We start from the raw sequence: 22,722 nt of genomic DNA on the forward strand, positions 1-22,722 counted from the left end.
CGTGACTCACCTGTCCGGCGACCGGGAGGAGATCGATGAGGATCGGACTGGCCGGCGCGGGGCGCATCGGTGCGCGCCACGCCGCCGCCCTCTGCGCACTGCCCGAGGTGGACGCCCTGGTCATCGCCGACGCGGACGCCGCCCGCGCGCGCGATCTCGCGGCCCGCCTCCCGTCCCCGGCGCGGGCGGCCGGCGCGGTCGCCGAACTGTTCGCCTGCGGCCTCGACGGGCTGGTCGTCGCCGCGGCCACCGACGCGCACGCGGCCCTGGTGGAGCGGGCCGTCGCCGCGCGGATCCCCGTCTTCTGCGAGAAGCCGCTCGCCTCGGATGTTGATGGAACGTTCCAAGTCGTGGCGGCGGCGGCCGCGGCCGGCGTCCCGGTGCAGGTCGGCTTCCAGCGCAGGTTCGACGCGGGGAACGCGGCGGCGCGCGAAGCCCTCGCGTCCGGGCGGCTCGGCTGGCTGCACACGATCCGGTCCTGCAGCTTCGACCCGTCGCCGCCGCCCGCCGAGTACGTCCCGACGTCCGGCGGGCTCTTCCGTGACTGCGTCATCCACGACCTGGACCTCATCCGGTTCGTCACCGGGCGCGAGATCGTCCGCGTGATGGCCTCCGGCGCCAACCGGGGCGAGGACTTCTTCCGCGAGTGCGGCGACATCGACACCGGGTCCGCGCTGCTCGTCCTGGACGACGGGACGCTCGGCGTCGTCTCCGCCACCCGCTACAACGCCGCCGGCTACGACGCGCGGCTGGAGCTGTTCGGCTCCAAGGACAGCGTCGTCACCGGCATGGACGACCGGACGCCCGCGACCCCGCTGCCCGAGCGGGACGCCGAGCCGAAGCACGCCTACAGCGGTTTCATGGAGCGCTTCTCCGACGCCTACGACGCCGAGATCCGGGCGTTCGTGGACGTGGCGGCGGGCCGCCGCGCCAACCCCTGCCCGCCGGAGGACGCCCTGGAGGCGTTCTACCTCGCCGAGGCGTGCGAGCTGTCCATGCGCGAGGGCCGGGTCGTCGGCGCCGAGGAAGTGCGGCGATGAGCTTCGACCTCATCACGATGGGGCGGGTGAGCGTCGACGTCTACCCGGACCAGGTCGGCGTCCCGCTGGAGGACGTCGAGTCGTTCGGCAAGTACCTCGGCGGCAGCCCCACCAACGTCGCCGTGGCGGCGGCCAGGTACGGCCGCCGGGCCGCCGTCGTCACCCGCACCGGCGACGACCCCTTCGGGCGGTTCGTCCGCAAGGCGCTCCGGGGGTACGGCGTGGACGACCGGTACGTCACGGCCGTCCCCGGCCTGCCGACACCGCTGGCCTTCTGCGAGATCTTCCCGCCGGACGAGTTCCCGCTGTACTTCTACCGCTATCCCAAGGCCCCCGACCTGGAGATCCGTCCGGACGAGCTGGACCTGGAGGCGATCCGTGAGGCCCGCATCGTGTGGGCCACCGTCACGGGCCTGTCCCAGGAGCCCAGCCGCGCCGCGACCCTGGCGGCGATGACCGAGCACCCCGGGCAGACCGTCATCGACCTCGATTACAGGCCGATGCTCTGGGACGACCCAGGGGAGGCGCCGCACTGGGCCGGGCTCGCCTTGGCGCAGGCCGAGGTCGCCGTGGGCAACCTCGACGAATGCGAGGTCGCGGTAGGGGAGAGGGAGCCGCTGGCCGCCGCCCGCGCGATCCTCGAAAGAGGCCCCGAACTCGCCATCGTGAAGATGGGCCCGGACGGCGTCCTCGCCGCGACCGCCGGCGAGACGGTGCGGGTACCGCCCGTCGAGGTCGACGTCGTCAACGGGCTCGGCGCGGGCGACGCGTTCGGCGGCGCGATCTGCCACGGCCTCCTCGCCGGATGGGACCTGCCGCGCCTGATCGGGTTCGCGGGCGCCGCCGGGGCGATCGTCGCGTCCCGCATCGCCTGCTCCGCCGCGATGCCCGCGCAGGACGAGGTCGAAGCACTTCTCAAGGAGACCGGATGAAGTACCACCTGCCCGCCGGCACCGCCGCGGACGGCCCGTACCGGCTCGTCGTCACCCCCGAGTCGGCCGGCTGGACGCATTCGTCGCTGCGCGTCCTCGACCTGCCGGACGGCGGCGAGCACACCTTCGCCACCGGCGAGTTCGAGACGATCGTGCTGCCGCTGGCCGGATCCTGCGCCGTCGAGTGCGACGGCTCGCAGTTCGAGCTGGCGGGACGCGACGACGTGTTCAGCCGGGTCAGCGACTTCGCCTACGTCCCGCGCGACGCGCGGGTCACCGTGCGGGGGCGCGGCCGGTTCGCGCTGGCCGGCGCCCGCTGCGCGACGCGGCTGGAGCCGCGCTACGGGCCCGCCGAGAAGGTGCCCGTGGAGCTGCGCGGCGCGGGGCCGGCGAGCCGCCAGGTCAACAACTTCGGGACGCCCGAGGGGTTCCCGTTCGCCGAGAAGCTCATCGCCTGCGAGGTGCTGACGCCGGGCGGCTGCTGGTCGTCGTTCCCGCCGCACAAGCACGACGAGGACCGGCCCGGCGAATCGGTGCTGGAGGAGATCTACTACTTCGAGGTCGCCCGGGACGGCATGGGCTACCAGCGCGTCTACGGCTCGCCCGGCCGCCCCATCGACGTGCTCGCGGAGGTCCGCAGCGGCGACGCCGTGCTGATCCCGCACGGCTGGCACGGCCCGTCGATGGCCCCGCCGGGGCACGACCTCTACTACCTGAACGTGATGGCGGGCCCGTCCCCGGAACGGGCCTGGAAGATCTGCGACGACCCGGCGCACGCGTGGATCCGCGGCACCTGGGCCGGTCAGGAGGTCGACGCCCGCCTCCCGCTGACCTCGGCGGACGGGCGCCCCTGACGCACCGTGGTCCGGCCGCTGCCGAATTGTGAGCGGCACGGGATCCCAGACCGCCGCGATCTATGGTCAACTCCTCAGAACGAACATCAGGGGAGAAACGGAGTGCAGCCGATGAGAGGCGTTGTCGCGCGCGGGTCGTCCAGGGGCCTCGCGGTGCTCGCCGCCGCGGCCCTGCTGGCGCTGAGCGCCTGCAGCAGCTCGGGCGGGAAGAAGTCCGAGGAGGCGCCCGAGGGCGCCGGCCCCCGGATGAAGATCGCGATGGTGACCCACTCGGGCGCCGGCGACACGTTCTGGGACATCGTGCAGAAGGGCGCCAAGGCCGCCGCCGCCAAGGACAACGTCGAGTTCCTGTACTCGGCGGACCCGGACGGCGGCAAGCAGGCCCAGCTCGTCCAGGCCGCGATCGACAAGAAGGTCGACGGCATCATCGTCACGCTGGCCAAGCCGGACGCGATGAAGGACGTGCTGGCCCGCGCCGCCGCCGCGAAGATCCCGGTCGTGTCGATCAACTCCGGCGCGGAGGAGTCGGCGAAGCTCGGCGCGATCGCGCACTTCGGGCAGGACGAGTCCGTCGCCGGCGAGGCGGCCGGGACCGAGCTCGGCGAGATCGGCGCGAAGAAGGCGCTGTGCGTCATCCACGAGCAGGGCAACGTCGGCCTGGAGGCCCGCTGCGCCGGCGCGAAGAAGACGTTCGGCGGCGACCTGGAGAACCTGTTCGTCCAGGGCACCAACATGCCGGACGTCAAGTCGTCCATCACCGCCAAGCTCCAGTCGGACAAGAGCATCGACGGGATCCTGACGCTCGGCGCCCCGTTCGCGGCGACCGCCGTCGACTCGGTCAAGGAGACCGGCAGCAAGGCCAAGATCGGCACGTTCGACCTGAACAAGGACCTCATCGCCTCGCTCAAGGCGGGCGACATCGAGTTCGCCGTCGACCAGCAGCCCTACCTGCAGGGCTACGAGGCCGTCGACGAGCTGTGGCTGCTGAAGAACAACGGCAACGTCCTCGGCGGCGGCCGCCCGGTCCTGACCGGTCCCGCGATCGTCACCAAGGAGAACGCGAGCGGACTGGAGGCGTTCGCGAACCGGGGGACGCGATGACGCAGGCGGTCACCGAGCCGCCCCCGGTGGCCGGTCCCGGCTCCGACGAGCGCCTGGCCCGGCGGTCGCCGCTGCGGCGGCTGCTGGGCCGCCCGGAGCTGGGCGCGCTGCTCGGCGCGGTCGCCCTGTTCGTGTTCTTCTCGGTCGTCGCGGACGCGTTCCTGCGCGCCGGGTCGTTCTCGACCGTGCTGTACGCCAGCTCCACGTTCGGGATCATGGCGGTCGGGGTGTCGCTGCTGATGATCGGCGGCGAGTTCGACCTGTCCGCCGGGGTGATGGTGACGTCGTCGGCGCTGATCGCCGCGCTCACCGCCTACCAGTTCACGCTGAACGTGTGGGCGGGCGTCGTCGTCTCGCTCGTCCTGACGCTGGCGCTCGGCATGGTCAACGGCGTCCTCTGCGTCAGGACCAGGCTGCCGAGCTTCATCATCACGCTCGCGACGTTCTTCATGCTCGCCGGGCTCAACCTCGGCGTGACGAAGGCGCTCACCGGCAACGTCGCCAGCGACTCGGTCCGCGACATGGACGGCTTCGGCGCCGCCCGCGCGATCTTCGCGTCCGACGTCGACGTGCTCGGCGTCAACGTGAACATCACCGTGTTCTGGTGGCTGCTGTTCACGGCGGTCGCGACCTGGATCCTGCTGCGCACCCGCGTCGGCAACTGGATCTTCGCGGTGGGCGGCTCCGCCGCCAGCGCCCGCGCGGTCGGCGTCCCCGTCGACCGCGTCAAGATCGGCCTGTTCATGGGCGTGGCGTTCTGCGCCTGGTTCTCCGGGATGCACCTGGTGTTCGCGTTCGCGACCATCCAGTCGGGCGAGGGCGTCGGCAACGAGTTCCTGTACATCATCTGCGCGGTCATCGGCGGCTGCCTGCTGACCGGCGGCTACGGGTCGGCGATCGGCGCGGCCATCGGCGCGTTCATCTTCGGCATGACGAACAAGGGCATCGTGTACGCGGAGTGGAACCCCGACTGGTTCCGGTTCTTCCTCGGCGCGATGCTGCTGATCGCGACCGTGGTGAACCTGGTCGTGCGGCGCAGAGTGGAGCGCTCGTCATGACGGCCGCGAAGGGGAGCGCCGGCGGCGCGCCGCTGATCAGGCTGACCGGCGTCGGCAAGGGCTACGGCAACGTCATCGCGCTGCGGGACGTGGACATGGAGGCGTCCGCCGGCGAGGTCACCTGCGTGCTCGGCGACAACGGGGCGGGCAAGTCCACCCTCATCAAGATCGTCTCGGGCCTGCACCGGCACGACACCGGCACGTACGAGGTCGGCGGCGAGGAGGTCGCGTTCGACTCGCCCCGCGAGGCGCTCGACCGCGGCATCGCCACCGTCTACCAGGACCTCGCGGTCGTCCCGCTGATGCCGGTGTGGCGGAACTTCTTCCTCGGCTCGGAGAAGCGCAAGGGCTTCGGCCGCATGGACATCGACTTCATGCGGCGGACCACCCGCGACGAGATGGCCGCGATGGGCATCGACCTGCGGGACGTCGACCAGCCCATCGGGACGCTGTCGGGCGGCGAGCGCCAGTGCGTGGCGATCGCCCGCGCCGTCTACTTCGGCGCGAAGGCCCTCGTGCTGGACGAGCCCACCGCCGCGCTCGGCGTGAAGCAGGCCGGGGTGGTGCTGCGCTACATCGTCCAGGCGCGGGAGCGCGGCCTCGCGGTCGTGTTCATCACCCACAACCCGCACCACGCCCACCCGGTGGGGGACCGCTTCCTCATCCTCAACCGGGGCCGCAGCATCGGCTACCACACCAAGGACGAGATCACCCGGGAGGAGCTGACCGGCCTCATGGCGGGCGGCAGCGAGCTGGAGGAGCTCGCCCACGAACTGGACGCCGCCGCGTCCAAGACCGACGACACCTGAGCCGGCCGGCGCGCACGCCCGGGACCGCCGCTAGGCCGGGGCCAGCCAGGCGCGGCACAGCCACCAGGCGTTGACGCCGCCGAACGTGTCGGACGCGTCGACGCCGGTGACCTCGGCGAACCGCTGGACCCTGTTCCGCACCGTGTTGGGGTGCACGAACAGGCGCCCGGCGGCCGCGGCGACGTCGCGGCCCTCCTCCAGCCAGGCGCACACGGCGCAGGCGACCGGCTCGGCGTTCGCGCCGAGCTCCGCGCGGGCCGCCCGGTACCGGTCGAGCAGGATCGCGGTGAGGTCGGTGCGGTCGGCCGCCGCCGCGACGACGGCCACCTCGGCGACGTGCACGACGCCGGTGCGCCCGGTCGCCTCGGCGGCGGCGAGCGCCGACACCGCGAGGCGCCGCGCGGCGGCCAGGTTCTCCGCCTCGGCCGGCCCCGCGAGCCCCGCCGGGGCGCCGCCGGGCGACACCGGCGGCCGGGCCGCCACCGCGAACCGCAGCCCGTCCAGCAGCGCCGACAGCGCCGGCGGCCGGACGGGCGGCGGGCCGTCCCGGTCCGCGCCGGACGGGCGGGCGGCCAGCACCCACAGCGCGCCGCCGGCCGGCAGGCCCGCCTCGGCGGCGGCGAGCGCGGCGGCCGAACCGCCGTCGAGCAGGCGCCGCAGCAGCGCCGCGTCCCGCGCCTCCCGCTCCGGCCCGGCCCCCGCCGCCCGCAGCGCGTCCCGGTGCGCCCGGATCAGCCGGGTCCGGACGGCCTCGGCCCAGTCGTCGTACAGCTCCCGCGCGTCCAGCAGCAGCCCCTCCCCGACGCCCGCGGCGGCGGCGGCCTCCCGGGCCCGCGACCAGATCGCCCGCTCGGCGACGTGGATCGCGCTCAGCACCGCCTCGACGGGCACGCCCTGCCGGGCGCGGGTCACGCCGAGCTCCGCGACGAACGCCAGCTCGGCCTCCGTCGGCCCGCGCCGCGCCGCGATCGCGCGGGTCGCCGCGGCGAGCAGCGCGCGGGTGTGCCCGGCGATGTCGGCGGGCGGCAGCACGGAGACCTCACGCACCAGGGACGCCACCCCGGCGACCACGGAGGGCAGCAGGTCCTCCTCGCCGGAGATCCGCTCGATGAGGTCGATCACCGGCGTCCAGTCGGCGTCCTTCTGCTCCATGGGCCCGATTGTGGTGCGCCACAACCCGGGCCGCCAAACGCGTGACGCACTCCATGTCCGCGGCACCCGGCGATCCCTATGGTTGGAGGCCACCACAAGACCGACGCCGTCTCCGGGAGCGCGCCCATGACCTCTGCCCGCCGTGTCGCCGTGATCGGCGCCGGGCCGGCCGGCCTCGCCGCCGGGAAGGCCCTGCGCGACGCGGGCGTGGAGGCCGTCCTCTACGAGCGGGGCGACCGCCCCGGCGGGCTGTGGGTGCGGGGGAGCGGGCTGTCGCCCGCCTACGCGTCCCTGCACCTCAACACAAGCAAGGGGCGCACCGAGTTCGCCGACTTCCCGATGCCCCGGCACTGGCCCGACTACCCGTCCGCCGACATGATCGCCCGATATCTGGCGGACTACGCGGAGCGCTTCGGCGTCACGCCGCACATCCGCTTCAACAGCACCGTCGTGTCGGTGGAGCGGGACGGGACGGGCGGCCCGTGGACGGTGGCCACCGAGTCCGGCGAGACCGGCCGGTACGACGCCGTCGTCGTCGCCAACGGCCACAACTGGGACCCCCGGTGGCCCGACCCCGCGCCGCCCGGCGAGTTCGCCGGCGAGCAGATGCACGCGCACGCCTACCGCGACCCCGGGATCTTCCGCGGCAGGCGCGTCCTCGTCGTCGGCATGGGGAACTCCGCCATGGACATCGCCGTGGACGCCTCCCACGTCGCGCGCGGCCCGGTGCTGCTGTCGGCGCGGCGCGGCGTCCACATCGTCCCGAAGTACCTGTTCGGGCGGCCGTCCGACGCGACCGGCGGCGCCCTCGCCGCGCTGCCGTGGCGGATCAGGCAGCGCGTCGCCGAGACGATGCTGCGGCTCGCCGTCGGCCGCCCGCAGGACTACGGCCTGCCCGCGCCGGCGGGCGGGCTGTTCCAGGACCATCCGACGATCAGCGACACGATCCTGCACCGGCTGACCCACGGCGAGGTCGCGGCGCGCCCCGGCATCGAGCGCCTGGACGGCGACCGGGTCGTGTTCGCCGGCGGCGCCGCCGACCCCGTCGACCTGATCGTCTGGGCGACCGGCTACCGGGTCAGCATCCCGTTCCTGCCCCGCGGCCTGGTGGGCGGCGACCCGGAGCGGCTCCCGCTCTACAAGCGCGTCTTCCACCTGGACGACCCGAGCCTGGCCTTCGTCGGGCTGATGCAGTCGACGGGCGCGGCGCTGCCGGTCGTGGAGGCCCAGGCGAAACTGGCGGCGGCCTACTTCTCCGGCGCCTACGCCCTGCCGCCCCCGGCCGAGCAGCGCCGGGCCGTCGCCCGCGCCCTGCGCGCCGCGACCGCGCGGTGGGGCGACCGCCGCCCGGTGATGCGCGTCGACTTCGACGAGTACGTGGCCGAGCTGCCCCGCGAGGCGAAGGCGGGCCGGGCGCGGCTCGCGCGCGGCTCCGGCCGGACGTTCGCCCCGGCGCACCGCGAGGAGACCACCGCATGAGCACACCCCGCCCGTCCCGCGGCCGCGACCCGCGCGGCATGCGCGTGATCGTCACCGGCGCGTCCGGCACGTTCGGCCGCGCGATCGGCGCCCGGCTGTCCGGCCTCGGCGCCCGCGTCGCCGGCCTCGACATCGCGCCCCGGCCGGACGACCCGGTCGACGTCATCGCGTGCGACATCACCGACGACGCCGCCGTGCCCGCCGCCGTCGCCGAGGCGGTGGAGCGGCTCGGCGGCCTCGACCTGCTGATCAACAACGCCGGGATCGGCGGGCCCGCCCCGGCCGAGCTGCCGCCCGGCGAGGAGGTCCGCCGCCAGCTCGACATCAACCTGCTCGGCGCGTGGCGGGTGACGTCGGCGTGCGTGGACGCCCTCGTCGAGTCGCGGGGCAGGGTCGTCATGCTGTCGTCCCGCATGGCCGTGCTGCAGCTGCCGCTGGCCGCCGCGTACGGCGCGTCGAAGCGGGCGCTCGTGGCGTACGCCGACGCGCTCCGCATGGAGATCGGCACCCACGTCGGCGTGACCTGCGTGTACCCGTCCGCGGTGCGCAGCCCGATCCACGACTCGACAGCCGCGGCGGGCCTCTCCCTGGAGGGCATGAGCCGCTACGAGCCGCTGGACGGCGTGGTCGACGCGGTGCTGGCCGCCGCGCTGTCGCGCCGCCCCCGCCGGGACGTGACGACGACGCGGCGCGGCGCCGTCGAGTTCTTCCTCGCCCGGCACCTGCCCGCGCTGACCGACCGGATCGTCGCCCGGACGTTCGGCGCGCGCGTCCGCTCGGGCGCGTTCGCGGGCGCCGAACTGGCCGCCGGCGCGGTGCGCCGCCACGCGGACCGCCCGTGAGCGCCGTCGCGCCGGCGCGGCCCGGGACCGGGGCCCGGCCCCGCGCCCGCGACCTCACCGGCTATGCGGCGGGTTCGCTCGGGATGGGCGTGTGGGTGACCGTCCCCGGCCTGCTGCTGCTCTACTTCATGACGCACACGCTCGGCGTCTCGCCCTTCCTCGCCGGGCTCACGCTGCTGCTGCCGAAGATCGTCGACGCGGTCGCGCACCCGCTCTTCGGGACGCTGTCGGACCGGCAGGCGCGCCGCGCCGGGCACCGCCGCGGCATGCTGCGCTGGGGCCTGCTGCTGGCGCTCGCCTGGATCGGGCTGTTCTCGGTGCCGCCCGGCGTCTCCGGCTGGTCGGCGGCGCTGTGGGTCGGCGCGTTCTACATCGCGGGGAACGTCCTGTACGCGTGCTTCCAGGTGCCGTACCTGACGACGCCGTCCGACCTGCGGATCGGCTACCACGAGCGCACCCGCGTGTTCATGTACCGGATGCTGCTGCTCACCGTGGGCCTGCTCGGTGCCGGGGTCGCGGCACCGGCGCTGGTGTCGTCGGGCGAGCGCGGCGCCTACGCGCGGATGGCCGTCCTGCTCGCGGCCGTCCTGGTCGCCACGGGCGCCGCCGCCGTCGTCTTCGTCCGGCGGCTCACCGACCGCTGCGGCTTCCGGGTCCCGGACGGGAGGGCGCACTCCGTGTCCGCGGACGTCCGCATCGCGTGGCGGGACCGCGACTTCCGGACGCTGGTGCTGTCGTACCTGTTCACGAGCGTCACGACGCACCTGTTCCTCGCCGCGGTGCCCTTCTACGCCGAGTACGGGCTGGACGACGAGGGCCTGACGGCGGTGCTGATGGGCGCGTTCCTCGTTCCCGCCGTGGTCGCCGGGCCCGTGTGGAAGAGGGTGTCGCGGCGGACCGGCAAGCAGCGCGCGCTGCTGATGTGCCAGGGCGCGTTCGTCGTCGGTCCGCTCGCCCTGTGGCCCGGCGACGCGATGGGCCTGCCCGCGACCGTCGCGGTGATCGCCGTGCTGGGCACCGCGTTCGCCGGGCTCCAGCTCTTCGCGTTCTCCCTCGTCCCGGACGTGGTCGCCGCCGCCGAGTCGCGCGGCACGGCCCGCGCGGGCGCCTACACCGGCGTGTGGACGGCGACCGAGGCGACGGGCACCGCCATCGGCCCGTACGTGTACTCCGCCGCCCTCGCGATCGGCGGCTTCGTCTCCACCACCGACGGCCGCGCCGTCGCCCAGTCGGACTCGGCGCTGCTGGCCCTGCTCATCGGCGTGACCGTCGTCCCCGCCGCGCTGATGGCGGTCGCCGCCGGCTTCCAGGCCCGCTTCTCCCTGGACCGCGCCCGCTCGCCGGCCGCCTAGCCGGCGTCAGGACCGGCCGGCGTCAGGACCAGGTCGCCTTCGCGAGGATCTTGTCGAGGTCCGGCGTGTCCCACTCGTCCACGATGAGAAGCCTGGGGTTCGTCAGGTACCAGTACCGCTGGACGTAGGAGGGGCCCGCGGGCCGGAACTGGGTGGCGCCGTTCAGGAAGACGCAGTTGAGCTTCCATTCGCGGTACTGCGCCCGCCGCGTCCCGACGGAGGCGGTGCCGGCGCGCGCGGGCTTCTCCCGGTCGTCGGGGGTGCCGATGCCGTTGAGGTCGCCCCGGTGCGGGCAGGAGCGGAACGCCTCGGTCTCCGGCCCCCAGGGGCCGGCGACGCGGAAGCTCCGCCAGCCGGTCGAGCCGTCGTTGAACCACGGCTCGCGGATCACCAGGAACCCCGGGCAGTTGTTGTCGTACGCCTTGCGGTCCTCGTCCCGTTCCGACGCGGGGATCAGCGTGGACGGGTAGCACTTGCCGGGCGTGTTCACCCAGTAGTTGCCCTGGGGGTCGCCCGGCAGGCCGGTCATCCGGACGAGCCGCCAGCTCTCCGGGACCGTGATCGAGAACGCGCCGAACGACATGCGCTTCCCGGCCGGCGAGGGGGTGGCGGCGACGGTGACGCGGTCGCGGTCGGGGCGGTTCGCGGCGTAGACGCCGACGCCGGCCGCGGCGGCGCCCGCGACGGCCGCGCCCGCGATGGCGACGCCCGCCTTGCCGCCGACCGCGGAGAGGAGCCCGCCGGAACCGGTCGCCGCGCCGCCCGTCCCCGCGGCGCCGGCCGTGCCTGCCGTGCCCGCGGTGCCGGCCGCGGTGCCCGCCGCCGCGGCTCCCGCGCCGGCCGGGGCCAGGCCGGCGGCGGCCAGCGGGAAGAGCGCGGCGAGGGCGGCCGCCGCGACGGCCAGGGCGCGGACGCCGCGCTTCTCCCAGTCCGCGCCGTAGGCCCGCACGGCGACGCGGTCGAGTTCGCCGACGAAGTGCGCGGCGCTCGGCGGGCGGTAGGCGGGGTCCTTCGCCATCCCCTGGAGCACCAGCGCGCGCAGCGGCTCGGGGACGTTCTCCGCCGGGACGGGCGCGCCGGTGTGCAGGCCCATCAGCGCCGCCGGGTCGTCCGCGCGGTAGGGCCGCTCGCCGGTCACGCACTCGTAGAACACGCAGGTGGCGGCGTACACGTCGGTGGCCGGGGCGGCGGGCTCGCCGCGCCACTGCTCCGGCGCCATGTAGACGGGGGTGCCCGACCGGCCGCCCTCGCCCGTCCAGACGGCGATGCCGAAGTCGATGAGCTTGCTGAGCCCGTCCGCGCGGACGACGACGTTGGCGGGCTTGTAGTCGCGGTGGACGACCCCGGCGGCGTGCGCGGCGGCCAGCCCGCGCAGCGAGCCCTTCAGCACCAGCAGCGCCGCCTCCGGGCCGAGGGCGCCGTGCTCGGCCAGGATCCGCTTCAGCGACACGCCCTCGACCGCCTCCATGATCAGCGCGGCGCCGTCCTCGTGCTCGACGAGCCGGTAGAGCCGCGCGACGTGCGGGTCGTCGACCCGGCCGAGCATCCGGGCCTCGTTGCGGAAGGCGTCCCTGGCCGCGGGACCGGCGCCGGCGGGCAGGTACTTGATCGCGACGGGCGTGCCGGACGCGGCGTGCCGGGCCAGCGCCACCCGGCCCTGCGCCCCGCGGCCCAGCTCGCGCACCTCCTCGAACTCCGAAACCCGCCACTGCGCCACCGGCCACCCCCAGAGGTCCGTCCCGATCGGTCCATCACTGTGACGCAGGGGACCGGTGGACGGTTTGATCAATCCTGCGAGCCGGGAGCGCCTCCCGCGGCGGTCACTCGGCGCGCCCCGGCTCGGGCCGGGAGGCGGTGATCTGCTCCGCGAGCATGCGCACCCGGGCCTCGTGCTCGTCGTAGCCGACGACGACCGGGGGCTCGTTGTACGGCATCGCGTCGGACGAGCGGCGCAGCTTCACGTACTGGCCGCAGGCGTCGATCGCGTACGGCTCCATGTCGTCCTGCAGGGCGCCGATGACCGTGATGCCGTGCGTCTCGCCGATCTTCCGGAACAGCGCGACGGCCTCCTTGCGGTGCTCCTTGCCCAGGTTGCGGCCCAGCTCGTCCAGGACCAGGCAGAGCCGGCCGCCGCCGGAGCTGGCGAGCGCGGCCGCGCACACGAGCTTGACCGCCTTCTCGTCCATGAGCGCGGTGTTGGCGCGCCGGTTGTAGGGGACGTAGCGCTGCCCGTCCGAGCGGCGCCACTTCGGCGTGACCCGCCAGCGCCACTCCTGCTCGGGGTCGGCCGGCTGCTCGGGCGTGGGGAATTCGAGGGTCGCGCCGTAGCCGCCGTACGCCAGGTCCAGCTTCTCGAACTCCTCCGCCACGCGCTGGAGGCGGGCGCGGATCGCGGCGGTCAGCGCGGTGCGGTGCGCCTCGGCCGCGCCCGCCGCCTCCGCGGCGCCCTTCCGCGCCTTCTCCAGGTCGGTGCGGCGCGCCGACAGCTGCACCTCGATCTGCCGCCGCTGGTGCCTCTCGTAGTCCTCCTGCCTGCGCAGATGCGCTTCGAGGGCCTGCGCGAGGCGGGCGAACACGGCCTGCTCGCGGTCGGTGCGGCGGCCGGCGCCCTCGGCGCGCTCCCGCAGCAGGAACCGGATCTCCTCCGGCATGTCCTCGTCGGACGGGCCGTCCGGGAAGACGTGCCGCAGCGCCTCCGACAGGTGCCTCTCCGCGGTGTGCCACCACTCGGCGGGCGTCCAGCCGGCCTCGTCGTCGTCCAGGCCCGCCAGCCACTCGGCGGCGCTCTCGCGGGAGCCGCCCCAGTGCTTCTCCAGGTCGTCCAGGGCGAGCGCGGCCCGCCTGTCGGCGAGCTCGGACGCGGCGCGGCGGATCCGGTCGCGCTCCTTCTCGTACGCCTCCCTGCGGCCGCGCAGCCGGTCGATCTCCAGCGCGCGGGTGTCGGCCTTCGCCTGGAGGCGGCGCAGCTCCTGCTCCGCCGCCCCGAGCCGCGGGCCGAGCCGGGACTCGCCGGCCGCCAGCTCCTCCAGGCTCTCGCGCAGCTCCGCCATCCGCTCGCGGACCTCGTCCAGCTCCTCGGCCGCGCGGGCGCCGCCCAGCCGCCGGCCGGCGAGCGCCACGTCGGCGGCGGCGTCGGACGCGGCCCGCCGCGCGTCATCCAGGGCCTCCTGCGCGGCCTCCAGCGCGGTGCGGGCCGCCTGGACGCGGGCGACGCGCCCGGTGACCGGCTCGGCGAAGCCGCCGACGACGACCGCGCCGGCGCCGCCGCCGTCCAGGGCGGCGAAGAACCGCCCCAGCGCGAGCTCGCACCGCACGCCCTCGGGCAGGCCGCCGCCCCCCGCCGGGACGATCATGGAGCCGGGCATGCCCGCGAGCGCCCCGACGGCGGCGCCGAGGTCGTCCTCCGCGACGACGACGGCCTCGCGGTAGGGCCAGAGGGCGGCCTCCCAGCGCTCCCGGACGTCGTCGGCCAGCTCGACCGCGTCCAGCAGGCCGACCGCGGCGATGCCCGCGGCGGACAGCGCGCGGATCTGCTCCGGCGCGCTGCCCTCGCCCGCCTCCGCCTCGGCCAGGGACCGCTCCGCGCGGGCGACGGCGCCCTTGGCCATCCCGTACGCCTGCTGGGCCTCGTCCCGGCGCGCCTCGGCCTCCTTCAGCTCGGCGCGGGCGGTGTCGGCGTCGCGCCCGTCCGCCTCCCGCCGCCGCTCCTCCAGGGCGGAGACCTGCCGGCGCAGCTCGTCCATGCGGTCGCGGGCGACGGCCTTGTCGGCGCCGAGCCTGTCGGCCTGCCCCTTCAGCTCCGCGAGCGCCGCCTGCGCCTCCCGCACCTGCTCGTCCAGCGCGCCGCCGGTGAGCCGCTCGATCTCCCGCTCCGCCGCCCTGGCCGCCCGCGCCAGCTCCTCGCCCTCCGCGCGGAGCCGCTCCTGCTCGGCGGCGTGCGCGGCGTCGGCCTCCGCGGCGTCCACGAGCAGGCGGGCCTGCCGGGTCCGCCAGTGCCGCAGCGCCGCGGCCGCCTCGTCCCGCGCCCGGTCCCGCCGGTCGAACGTCTTCAGCAGGCTCGCCGCCTCCCGCTCCCACTCGGCGAGCCGCTCGGCGGCCTCCGCCGCCTTGGCGCGCTCCCGGTGCTCCTCCGCGCGGGACTTGCGCTCCGCCTCCAGCTCCCGGTCGAGCCCCGTCAGCGCGGCGATCGCGCTGAAGACGCGCTCCGGGCTGATCTCGTTGAGCGGCTGCGACAGCAGGTTCGTCGCGACCTTCGACCGCACCGACGTGGACAGGAACGACACGCACCTGACCCGGCCGCCGTACAGGACGCGGCCCAGGTCCTTCGCGACCAGGTCCCGGCGCCCCGCGCCGCGGGGGAGGCCCGCCCACAGCCGGTCGGCGAGCGCGACCCGGTCGGCCTCCGACGGCGCCGACGCCAGGTGCACGCCCCGCCGCCACCGGATCTCCAGGTGCGGCGCGTCGGCGTTCACCCGCAGCCACACCGTGACCGCGGTCTCCTCCTCCAGGTCGTTCTCCGGCGGCTCCGGGTGGTCGAAGACGCCGACGATGTACCCGTGGTCGGCGCTCGCCCACCGGCTGTCGCCCTGCGCCGCCAGCTCCGCGTTGAACAGCAGCTCCGCGACCGCCCGCGCGCCGGACGCGAACCGCCACTGCTCGTCGCCGAGCAGCGCCGTGATCGCCGCGATGAACGACGACTTGCCCGCGCCGTTGGAGTCCTTCGGCCCCTGCCCGGCGACGATGATCAGCGTCCCGGGGACGGTCGGCACCGGATGCGTGGACAGCCGCGAGATGTTCACCGCCTGCACCGCCACGAGCGTCCGGTCGCCGACGACGTTCTCGGTGTCGCGCGCGGTCGGCGTCGGTTCGGCCGTCATGTGCCCTCTCCCCGTCCCCGCCGCCGGGCCCGGATCGCCGCGGCGAGCGGCGAGTCCGGCCCGGCGGCCAAGATCAGCTCCTCCTGCAGCCGGCGCCGCGCCGCGGCCGTCAGCCGGTGGAACTGCGGCCCCGGCACGAACCCCCCGGCGTCGTCCGGACCGGCCTTCACCTGCGCGACCAGGCCCGCCAGCCGCAGCCGGCGCAGCGCCGCGTCCAGCTCCCCGACGGGCAGCTGGGTGCGGCGGCGCAGCTCCTCCGCCGGGGTCGGATGCGGCGAGGCCCACGTGTCGTCCTCCAGCAGCCCGGCGGCGCGCGGGATCGCCACCGAGTGGATGAGCACGAGCGCCAGCACCGCCCGCTCCCGCGCCGCCGGGACGCACTCGGGATCCTCGGCGAGCGCCGCGGCGACGTCGTCCCGGTATCCGGAGATCCACCGCGTCCGCTCCGACCGGACGAGCGTGCGCCCGCTGAGCGAGAGCATCTCCTCGACCGTCCGGCGCAGCGCCGGCTCCCGCAGCGCCGGGAACCGCACCTCCGGCACCGGCTCCGCCGCGTGCTCCACCGCCATGTAGGCGGCGACCAGCTCGGCCCGCCGCCGCTCGTCGTAGGGCCTGAGCAGCGGCTCGAAGAGCTCGCTCACCGCGCGTCCCCCTCGGCTCCCGCGGCCCCGTCGCGCCCGGCGCGGGACGGGGGCTGCGGGAGGCGGTGGAGGAGGTCGCGCAGAGACGCGAGGGACGATTCGGGCCACAGGGCGATCCGGGGGCCGGGGCGGACGATGCCGGCGGGCTCGTCCAGCAGCAGCCAGCCCGTGTCGTGCAGGCGGCGCAGTTCCCCGGTGGCCCAGCGGCGGGCCAGGCCGGCGTCGCCGCGCGACATGTCCGCGTAGACCGCGAGGACGTCCGCGACCGCGGCCGGGGAGCCCGGCCAGGGGGCGTCGTCCGGGCGGGTCCAGCAGCAGCGCAGCGCGGCGGCGAGGACGCGGCGGGCCTGGCCCGCGCGGTCCAGCGGCACGGGCGCGGTCTCGTACTCCTCCAGCAGCGCGGGCGTCGCCCCGTCCGGCCATGCGGGGAAGAGCCACACCCGGTCGCCGTCCGCCGCGGTGGCCGTGCCGGGCGGGACGGGGTCCGCCGCCGGCGCGGACGGGCCGCCCAGCACGCGGGCGCGTGCGCGGGCCAGCACGTGCGGGTCCACGCCGCCGTGCCCGGCGGTCACGGGCCCGTCCTCTCGAACCAGCCCGGCGTCACCCACGTCGGGGAGCCCTCGGCGCGCACGTCCAGGCCGTCCGACCAGACCAGCCGGTAGGGGAGTCCGGGATGCAGGTGGGCCGAGGAGAGGTCGGCGAGGATGCGGCGGGCCGCGGCCCAGTCCCGCGCGAGGACGTCCTCCACCGCGACCCGGTCGCGGCCGCGCAGGATCTCCTCGGCGATGTCGCGGAGCCGGTCGGTCGCCGCCGTGTCCGACCCGGTGTCGTCCGAAAGGCCCGGGTCGGGGACCGACGGGCGGGGCGGCGCGGGACGCGGGGGCGCGGCGCGCGGCGCGTCCTCCACGGCGGCCACCACGGCCGACGGCTCGTGCCACGGGGCGGCGGCGTCGAACACGAAGCCGTCCAGGACGGCCGCGAGCTCGTCCCGCGTCGCGGTCCGCGCGAACGTGCGCCACGTCTCGGGCGGCAGCAGCGTCAGGTTCCGGGTGGTGCCCGCGGAGTCCGACAGGCGGGCGGCCGCGCGGCGGGACGCGTCGCCGTAGGCGTAGATGGCGGCGCGCAGGTCGGTGCAGGTGCGGTCGAGCTGCGGCCAGCGGCGCAGGATCGCGCCGTGCAGCCGCTCGGCGCGCAGCAGGATCTCCTCCGTCCCCCACAGCTTCGGCGCCTGCTCCCGCAGCTCCTCGATGGTGCCGTTCGTCAGCGTGACCAGCTCGACGCTCCACAGCCGGAACGCGCGCGCGAGGCCCTCCGCGCCGTCCCGCGCCTGCTCGGGCGTCATGCGCGGGTCGGCCACGTTGAGCTGCTCCAGCGCCAGCAGCCGGTGCATCTCGCTCTGCCCGCCGTCCAGCATCATCCGGCGGACGAACATCAGCCCGACGACGCTGGTGAACGACGCCCGGTAGCGCAGCTGGTTCGGCTTCGGGAACACCTCGCGGACGGCGCCGAGCCCCTTCAGCACCCGCAGCCGGTTCTCGAACACCTCCGGCGGGTACCGGCGGCACACGTGGCGCATCTGCTCGCGGCTCAGCCCCTCCTCGCCGGCGTCGGCGAACGCCGCGAGCAGCGTCTCGGCGACGTCCACCAGCTCCGGATCGTCGACGACGGCGCCGCTGTCGCGCGCAAGCGCCGCGAACATCTGCCGGTACACGCCCAGCACCGCCTCGCCGACCAGGACGTCGTCCAGGCTGGCGGCCGCGTTCTCGGTGGTGGGGGACACGGCGCACTACGGTACGGCCCTCCGGCCCCCAACGCGGAATCGGACCCCGGTCGCCCCGCCCGGGGGTCCCGCGCATCCGCGGGCGGCGGATGCGCGGGACCGGGCTCAGGCGGCGGGTGCGGGACGGGGGATCGACTTGTGCTCCAGGTAGGCGCGCATCCCCTCGGGGCCGAGTTCGCGGCCCATGCCGCTGCTCTTGAAGCCGCCGAACGGCGTGTTCGGGTCGAGGGTGTACATGTTCACGCCGCAGCTGCCGGTGCGGATGCGGCGGGCGACGTCGATGCCGCGGTCGACGTCGGACGTCCACACCGAGCCGCCGAGGCCGTAGTCGCTGTCGTTGGCGATCCGGACGGCGTCGGCCTCGTCCTCGTAGGGGATGAGCACGAGCACCGGGCCGAAGATCTCCTCGCGGGCGATGCGCATGTCGTTGCCGACGTCGCCGAACACGGTCGGCGCGACGTACCAGCCGCGGTCGTGCGGGCGGTTCAGGCCGCCGGTGATCAGCTTGGCGCCCTCGTCCTGGCCGATCCGGATGTAGTTCTCGACGCGCTCCTGCTGCCGCCTGGTGACCAGCGGGCCGACCTCGGTGGCGTAGTCGGCGGGGTCCCCGACGTTGAGGCCGCCGACCATGGCGGCGAGGGCGTCGGCGACCTCGTCGTAGCGGCGGCGGGACGCGAGGATGCGGGTCTGCGCGGCGCACGCCTCGCCGTTGTTCATCAGCGACGCCAGCTTGAAGCCCTCGACCGTGGACGCGAGGTCGGCGTCGTCCAGGATGATCGCGGCCGACTTGCCGCCGAGTTCGAGGGTGACCCGCTTCAGCTGCTCGCCGCAGACCGCGCCGATCTTGCGGCCGGCGGCGGTCGAGCCGGTGAAGGAGACCTTGTCGACGTCGGGGTGCGCGACGAGGTACGCGCCGACCTCGCGCCCGGCGGGGACGAAGTTGACGACGCCCTCGGGGATGCCGGCCTCGCGGATCCACTCGGCGAGCAGGTAGGTGTCGAGGGGCGTCTCGGGGGACGGCTTCGCCACCACCGTGCAGCCGGCGATCAGCGCGGGCGCGAGCTTCAGCATCAGCGTGAACTGCGGGACGTTCCACGGGACGATCGCCGCGACGACGCCGACCGGGTCCTGGGTGACCGTGACCGGCCCCAGCATTCCCTGCCGCTCCTCCTCCCACGTGTAGGTCGCGGCGAGGTCCACGTAGTACTGCAGGACCATCTGCGGGATGGCGGCCTGCCCGAACACCGAGAACATGATGGGCGACCCCATCTGGGCGGTGCAGAGGTCGGCCATCTCCTGCTGCCGCTCCGCGTAGATCGCGGAGAGGCGCCCGACGATCTCGGCGCGCTCGGCGGGCGTCATCCGGGGCCAGGGGCCCTCGTCGAACGCGTGGCGCGCCGCCGCGACCGCCGCGTCGATGTCGGCCTCGGTGCCCTCCGGCACCCGCCCGATGACCTCCTCGGTGTGCGGGGAGATGACGTCGATCGTGCCGGTGCCGGCCGGGGCGGCCCACTCGCCGCCGATGAACAGCCGATCGTGCTCGCGCATGGTGCTGTGCCTCCCTGCCAGACGGGCGAGTTCGGTAACCGAATGCTTGCTTGGGCACAGCATCGCATGAGGTCCCGGCGCGGTGGAAGACCAATGAGACTCGCGTCTCATTCCGCTCCGCCGCGGGCCGGGGGAGACCGGTCAGAGGAGAACCGGTCAGAGGAGATGGGCGTTCGGCTCGCGGGCGCGGTCGGCCAGCTCGGGCAGCTCCCGGATCTCCACGCCCGCCGCCGCGAGGATCTCCGCGCCGGTGCCCGCGGCGAACAGCTCCGGCTCCCGCCAGGCGAACACGACCCGCCGCGCGCCCGACGCGACGATCAGCTCGGCGCACGGGCGGGGGCGGGACGCGCGGTGCCCGCACGGTTCGAGGGAGCTGTAGACGGTCGCGCCCGCCAGGCTCCCCGGCGCCTTGGCGAGCGCGGCCTCCTCGGCGTGGTCGTGCGGGTCGTCCTCGCGGGAGAAGCCGCGCGCGATCTCCCGGCCGTCCGGCCCGACGATCACCGCGCCGACGGAGAACGCCGTGCGGGACGGCGGGCACAGCCTCGCCAGGTCGCAGGCCAGCGCCAGCCAGGCGCGGTCGTCCGCGCGCGGCCCGGTCGTCGCGTGCGGCCCGGTCATCCGCGTGCGGCTCCGAGGCGGTAGCGCAGCAGCGCCAGGTCGCCGATCCGGGTGACGTCCTCCAGCCGCATCGGGTTCTCCGGGGACTGCGGGAACACCCCGGAGCGGACGAAACGCGGCGCGGACGGGTCGCCGACGAAGAACGGCGCGATCACCAGCTGCAGCTCGTCCACCAGGCCGGAGGTCAGGAAGAGCGTGTGGATCGCGCCGCCCCCCTCGACCATCAGCCGGCGGACGCCGCGCGCGGCGAGATCGGCGAGGACGGCGGGCAGGCCGAGCGGGTCGCCCGCGTCCACCACCTCGGCCAGGCCGTCCAGGCGCGGCGCCAGCTCCGCGACCGCGGCGGACGGGGCGTAGACGAGCTTCGGCGCCTCGCCGGTGGTGAAGAAGCGGGCGGCCGGGTCGAGGTCGCCGCTCCAGGTCAGCGTGACCTTGGTCAGGTCGGCGGGCAGCCCCCGCGCCGCGCGGTGCTCCCGGCGCGCGGCGGAGCGGATCAGCAGCTTCGGGTCGTCGGCCCGTACCGTGCCGGCGCCGACGAGGATCGCGTCGCAGCCGGCGCGGACCGCGTCGACCCGGTCGAAGTCCGCCGGGCTGGACAGCCGCAGCCGCTCGGGGCCCGCGTCGTCGATGTAGCCGTCGGCGGACATCGCGCAGCTCAGCAGCACGTACGGGCGCACACTGGGACGATCGCTCACGCCGCAACATTACGGGAGCCGCGGCCGCGGGCATCGCAAGATCCCTTTGGGGCGCCCCGGCGTTTCTGCGCCGGATGTGTCGGAGGGGGTGCCTATGGTTGCTGCGACATGCGAATCCTGCACACCTCCGACTGGCATCTGGGCAGATCGTTCCACCGGGAGGATCTGCTGGCCGCGCAGGCGGCGTTCGTCGACCACCTGGTCGAGACCGTCGCCGCGGAGCGGGTCGAGTGCGTGCTGGTGTCCGGCGATGTCTACGACCGGGCGCTGCCCGCCGTCGACGCCGTCAAGCTGTGCGACGAGGCGCTCGAACGGCTCGCCGAGCGGGCCCGGGTGGTGCTCATCGCCGGCAACCACGACTCGGCGCGCCGGCTCGGGTTCGGCTCGGCGCTGATGGACGGGGCGGGCGTGCACGTCCGCACCGACTTCGCCGCCGTGGGCGAGCCCGTCATCGTCGGCGACGCCGCGGTCTACGGCATCCCGTACCTGGAGCCCGAGCTCGTCCGCCACCCCTGGGAGCTGGACGAGCGCAGCCACGCCGCCGCGCTCACCGAGGCCATGCGCCGCGTGCGGGCCGACGCCGCGCGGCGCCGGGAGCACTCCATCGTGCTGGCGCACGCGTTCGTGACCGGCGGCGAGTCCAGCGAGAGCGAGCGCGACATCTCGGTCGGCGGGTCGTCGCAGGTCGCGGCGTCGGTGTTCGACGGCGTCGACTACGCGGCGCTCGGCCACCTCCACGGCGCCTGGCGCGTCACCGACCGCGTCCGCTACTCGGGTTCGCCGCTCGCCTACTCGTTCTCCGAGGAGAAGCACGTCAAGGGCTCCTGGCTGCTCGACGTCACCGCGGACGGCGTCGCGGGGGAGTTCGTGGAGGCGCCCGTCCCGCGCCGCCTCGCCCGGCTGACCGGCCGCATCGACGACCTGCTCGGCGACCCGGCCTACGACGAGTTCGAAGACCACTGGCTGCAGATCACGCTGACCGACGCCCGCCGCCCGTCCGCCGCCATGGAGCGCCTGCGCCGCCGCTTCCCGCACGCGCTCGTCCTCGGCCACGCCCCCGAGGACGGCGGCGCAGGCGGCGCCCGCACCTGGTCCGACCGGGTCCGCGAACGCTCCGCCCTCGACATCGCGGGCGACTTCGTCGCGGAGGTCACCGACGGCCCCGCGACCCCCGCCGAACGCGCCCTGCTGCGCGAGGCCTTCGAGGCGTGCCGCCGCGAGGAGGTCCTCGCGTGAGGCTGCACCGGCTCGAGATCGCGGCGTTCGGGCCGTTCTCCGGCACCGAGGTGATCGACTTCGACGCGCTCTCGGACGCCGGGCTGTTCCTCGTCCAGGGGCGGACGGGCGCGGGCAAGACCAGCGTCCTGGACGCGGTGTGCTTCGCCCTCTACGGGCAGGTGCCCGGCGTGCGGAACGCGGTGAAGGGGCTGCGCAGCGACCACGCGCCGCCCGGCGCCGGGCCGCGGGTGGTGCTGGAGACGACGATCCGGGGCCGCCGGCTGCGGATCACCCGGTCGCCCGCCTGGGAGCGCCCCAAACTGCGCGGGTCCGGGACCACCACCGAGCACGCCAAGGTCATTCTGGAGGAGTGCGAGCACGGCGCGTGGACCGGGCTCACCACCCGGCTCGACGAGGCGGGCGACCTGGTGTCGCGCCTGCTCGGGATGAACGCCGTGCAGTTCTGCCAGGTGGCGCTGCTGCCGCAGGGGGAGTTCGCCGGGTTCCTGCGCGCCGGGGCGGACGAGCGCCGCCGGGTCCTGGAGCGGCTGTTCGCGGCCGAGGTGTTCGCGCAGGTCGAGAAGTGGCTGGCCGACCGCCGCGCCGCGACCGGCCGGGAGGCCGCCGAGCTGGGCGCCGCCGCGGCCGCGGAGGCCGCCCGGATCGCCGAGGCGGCGGGCGCCGCGCCGCCGCGTGGGGAGCGGCCGGCCGTCCCGCGGCCGCGCC

At 75.4% G+C, this 22,722-nt stretch carries 20 protein-coding genes; 11 read left to right on the top strand and 9 right to left on the bottom strand.

The genetic code is table 11. The features are described 5' to 3' along the window. Positions 1-35 precede the first annotated feature (35 nt). From ABTW95_RS19660 to ABTW95_RS19685, 6 genes are all read left to right on the top strand, one after another. Positions 36-1,040 (top strand): Gfo/Idh/MocA family protein, encoded by a 1,005-nt coding sequence (locus tag ABTW95_RS19660; protein WP_500227008.1) that lies wholly within the window; start codon positions 36-38, stop codon positions 1,038-1,040. Then, positions 1,037-1,972: a 5-dehydro-2-deoxygluconokinase gene (gene iolC, locus ABTW95_RS19665; RefSeq protein WP_396446064.1), complete on the top strand. Its 936-nt coding sequence runs from the start codon at positions 1,037-1,039 to the stop codon at positions 1,970-1,972. The genes ABTW95_RS19660 and iolC overlap by 4 nt, the downstream gene beginning before the upstream one ends. After that, a complete protein-coding gene (gene iolB, locus ABTW95_RS19670; RefSeq protein WP_500227009.1) occupies positions 1,969-2,826 on the top strand; it encodes a 5-deoxy-glucuronate isomerase in 858 nt (285 codons plus the stop codon). The genes iolC and iolB overlap by 4 nt, the downstream gene beginning before the upstream one ends. 111 nt (positions 2,827-2,937) lie before the next feature. Beyond that, positions 2,938-3,927: a sugar ABC transporter substrate-binding protein gene (locus ABTW95_RS19675; RefSeq protein ID WP_500227010.1), complete on the top strand. Its 990-nt coding sequence runs from the start codon at positions 2,938-2,940 to the stop codon at positions 3,925-3,927. Next, on the top strand, positions 3,924-4,985 hold the full coding sequence (locus ABTW95_RS19680) for an ABC transporter permease (protein WP_500227011.1): 1,062 nt from the start codon (positions 3,924-3,926) through the stop codon (positions 4,983-4,985). Before ABTW95_RS19675 ends, ABTW95_RS19680 begins: the two co-directional genes overlap by 4 nt. After that, positions 4,982-5,794 (top strand): ATP-binding cassette domain-containing protein, encoded by an 813-nt coding sequence (locus ABTW95_RS19685; RefSeq protein WP_500227012.1) that lies wholly within the window; start codon positions 4,982-4,984, stop codon positions 5,792-5,794. The genes ABTW95_RS19680 and ABTW95_RS19685 overlap by 4 nt, the downstream gene beginning before the upstream one ends. Positions 5,795-5,824: 30 nt before the next feature. Here the strand turns inward: ABTW95_RS19685 and ABTW95_RS19690 are convergent, their stop codons facing one another. Then, the gene (locus tag ABTW95_RS19690) at positions 5,825-6,946 is read right to left on the bottom strand and encodes a helix-turn-helix domain-containing protein (RefSeq protein WP_500227013.1); all 1,122 of its coding nucleotides are present in this window, start codon (positions 6,944-6,946) and stop codon (positions 5,825-5,827) included. A gap of 126 nt (positions 6,947-7,072) precedes the next feature. On the opposite strand from ABTW95_RS19690, the gene ABTW95_RS19695 reads away from it, so the two are divergent. From ABTW95_RS19695 to ABTW95_RS19705, 3 genes are read left to right on the top strand one after another with little or no spacing between them, the layout of a single operon-like run. After that, entirely contained in the window at positions 7,073-8,425 is a 1,353-nt protein-coding gene (locus tag ABTW95_RS19695) for a flavin-containing monooxygenase (protein ID WP_500227014.1), read from the top strand. Continuing rightward, positions 8,422-9,267, top strand: coding sequence for an SDR family NAD(P)-dependent oxidoreductase (locus ABTW95_RS19700; RefSeq protein ID WP_500227015.1), 846 nt, complete (start codon positions 8,422-8,424; stop codon positions 9,265-9,267). Before ABTW95_RS19695 ends, ABTW95_RS19700 begins: the two co-directional genes overlap by 4 nt. After that, a complete protein-coding gene (locus ABTW95_RS19705) occupies positions 9,264-10,619 on the top strand; it encodes an MFS transporter (protein WP_500227016.1) in 1,356 nt (451 codons plus the stop codon). Before ABTW95_RS19700 ends, ABTW95_RS19705 begins: the two co-directional genes overlap by 4 nt. A 22-nt stretch (positions 10,620-10,641) precedes the next feature. Here the strand turns inward: ABTW95_RS19705 and ABTW95_RS19710 are convergent, their stop codons facing one another. The 8 genes from ABTW95_RS19710 to ABTW95_RS19745 all read right to left on the bottom strand — a co-directional run bounded on the left by ABTW95_RS19710 (position 10,642) and on the right by ABTW95_RS19745 (position 20,730). After that, a complete protein-coding gene (locus ABTW95_RS19710; RefSeq protein ID WP_500227017.1) occupies positions 10,642-12,336 on the bottom strand; it encodes a serine/threonine-protein kinase in 1,695 nt (564 codons plus the stop codon). 103 nt (positions 12,337-12,439) lie between these two features. Continuing rightward, a complete protein-coding gene (locus tag ABTW95_RS19715; RefSeq protein WP_500227018.1) occupies positions 12,440-15,496 on the bottom strand; it encodes a coiled-coil domain-containing protein in 3,057 nt (1,018 codons plus the stop codon). After that, the gene (locus tag ABTW95_RS19720) at positions 15,493-16,137 is read right to left on the bottom strand and encodes a DprA-like winged helix domain-containing protein (RefSeq protein ID WP_500227019.1); all 645 of its coding nucleotides are present in this window, start codon (positions 16,135-16,137) and stop codon (positions 15,493-15,495) included. The genes ABTW95_RS19715 and ABTW95_RS19720 overlap by 4 nt, the downstream gene beginning before the upstream one ends. Then, positions 16,134-16,709: a hypothetical protein gene (locus ABTW95_RS19725; RefSeq protein WP_396452516.1), complete on the bottom strand. Its 576-nt coding sequence runs from the start codon at positions 16,707-16,709 to the stop codon at positions 16,134-16,136. Before ABTW95_RS19725 ends, ABTW95_RS19720 begins: the two co-directional genes overlap by 4 nt. Continuing rightward, positions 16,706-17,917 (bottom strand): hypothetical protein, encoded by a 1,212-nt coding sequence (locus ABTW95_RS19730; RefSeq protein WP_500227020.1) that lies wholly within the window; start codon positions 17,915-17,917, stop codon positions 16,706-16,708. Before ABTW95_RS19730 ends, ABTW95_RS19725 begins: the two co-directional genes overlap by 4 nt. Before the next feature lie 105 nt (positions 17,918-18,022). Then, positions 18,023-19,465: an aldehyde dehydrogenase gene (locus tag ABTW95_RS19735; RefSeq protein WP_500227021.1), complete on the bottom strand. Its 1,443-nt coding sequence runs from the start codon at positions 19,463-19,465 to the stop codon at positions 18,023-18,025. A 156-nt stretch (positions 19,466-19,621) separates the two neighbouring features. Next, complete coding sequence (locus tag ABTW95_RS19740; protein ID WP_396452511.1) at positions 19,622-20,083, bottom strand: cytidine/deoxycytidylate deaminase family protein; 462 nt, start codon at positions 20,081-20,083, stop codon at positions 19,622-19,624. After that, positions 20,080-20,730, bottom strand: coding sequence for a RibD family protein (locus ABTW95_RS19745; RefSeq protein WP_396452524.1), 651 nt, complete (start codon positions 20,728-20,730; stop codon positions 20,080-20,082). Before ABTW95_RS19745 ends, ABTW95_RS19740 begins: the two co-directional genes overlap by 4 nt. A 156-nt stretch (positions 20,731-20,886) precedes the next feature. On the opposite strand from ABTW95_RS19745, the gene ABTW95_RS19750 reads away from it, so the two are divergent. Then, positions 20,887-22,014, top strand: a complete 1,128-nt coding sequence (locus tag ABTW95_RS19750; RefSeq protein WP_500227022.1) for an exonuclease SbcCD subunit D — start codon at positions 20,887-20,889, stop codon at positions 22,012-22,014. Next, the coding region (locus ABTW95_RS19755; protein WP_500227023.1) for an AAA family ATPase at positions 22,011-22,722 on the top strand (712 nt) is incomplete at its 3' end. The genes ABTW95_RS19750 and ABTW95_RS19755, both read left to right, overlap by 4 nt.

It is taken from the genome of Spirillospora sp. NPDC127506 (genome assembly GCF_040302145.1).
GTDB lineage: Bacteria > Actinomycetota > Actinomycetes > Streptosporangiales > Streptosporangiaceae > Spirillospora.

Bases quoted from the DNA above. Each gene is read 5' to 3' on its own strand.
- ABTW95_RS19750 (WP_500227022.1), top strand. From the start codon at position 20,887: ATGCGAATCCTGCACACCTCCGACTGGCATCTGGGCAGATCGTTCCAC.
- ABTW95_RS19700 (WP_500227015.1), top strand. From the start codon at position 8,422: ATGAGCACACCCCGCCCGTCCCGCGGCCGCGACCCGCGCGGCATGCGC.
- iolC (WP_396446064.1), top strand. From the start codon at position 1,037: ATGAGCTTCGACCTCATCACGATGGGGCGGGTGAGCGTCGACGTCTAC.
- ABTW95_RS19685 (WP_500227012.1), top strand. From the start codon at position 4,982: ATGACGGCCGCGAAGGGGAGCGCCGGCGGCGCGCCGCTGATCAGGCTG.
- ABTW95_RS19680 (WP_500227011.1), top strand. From the start codon at position 3,924: ATGACGCAGGCGGTCACCGAGCCGCCCCCGGTGGCCGGTCCCGGCTCC.
- ABTW95_RS19745 (WP_396452524.1), bottom strand. From the start codon at position 20,730: ATGTCCGCCGACGGCTACATCGACGACGCGGGCCCCGAGCGGCTGCGG.
- iolB (WP_500227009.1), top strand. From the start codon at position 1,969: ATGAAGTACCACCTGCCCGCCGGCACCGCCGCGGACGGCCCGTACCGG.
- ABTW95_RS19715 (WP_500227018.1), bottom strand. From the start codon at position 15,496: ATGACGGCCGAACCGACGCCGACCGCGCGCGACACCGAGAACGTCGTC.
- ABTW95_RS19690 (WP_500227013.1), bottom strand. From the start codon at position 6,946: ATGGAGCAGAAGGACGCCGACTGGACGCCGGTGATCGACCTCATCGAG.
- ABTW95_RS19675 (WP_500227010.1), top strand. From the start codon at position 2,938: ATGAGAGGCGTTGTCGCGCGCGGGTCGTCCAGGGGCCTCGCGGTGCTC.
- ABTW95_RS19695 (WP_500227014.1), top strand. From the start codon at position 7,073: ATGACCTCTGCCCGCCGTGTCGCCGTGATCGGCGCCGGGCCGGCCGGC.
- ABTW95_RS19660 (WP_500227008.1), top strand. From the start codon at position 36: ATGAGGATCGGACTGGCCGGCGCGGGGCGCATCGGTGCGCGCCACGCC.
- ABTW95_RS19735 (WP_500227021.1), bottom strand. From the start codon at position 19,465: ATGCGCGAGCACGATCGGCTGTTCATCGGCGGCGAGTGGGCCGCCCCG.
- ABTW95_RS19740 (WP_396452511.1), bottom strand. From the start codon at position 20,083: ATGACCGGGCCGCACGCGACGACCGGGCCGCGCGCGGACGACCGCGCC.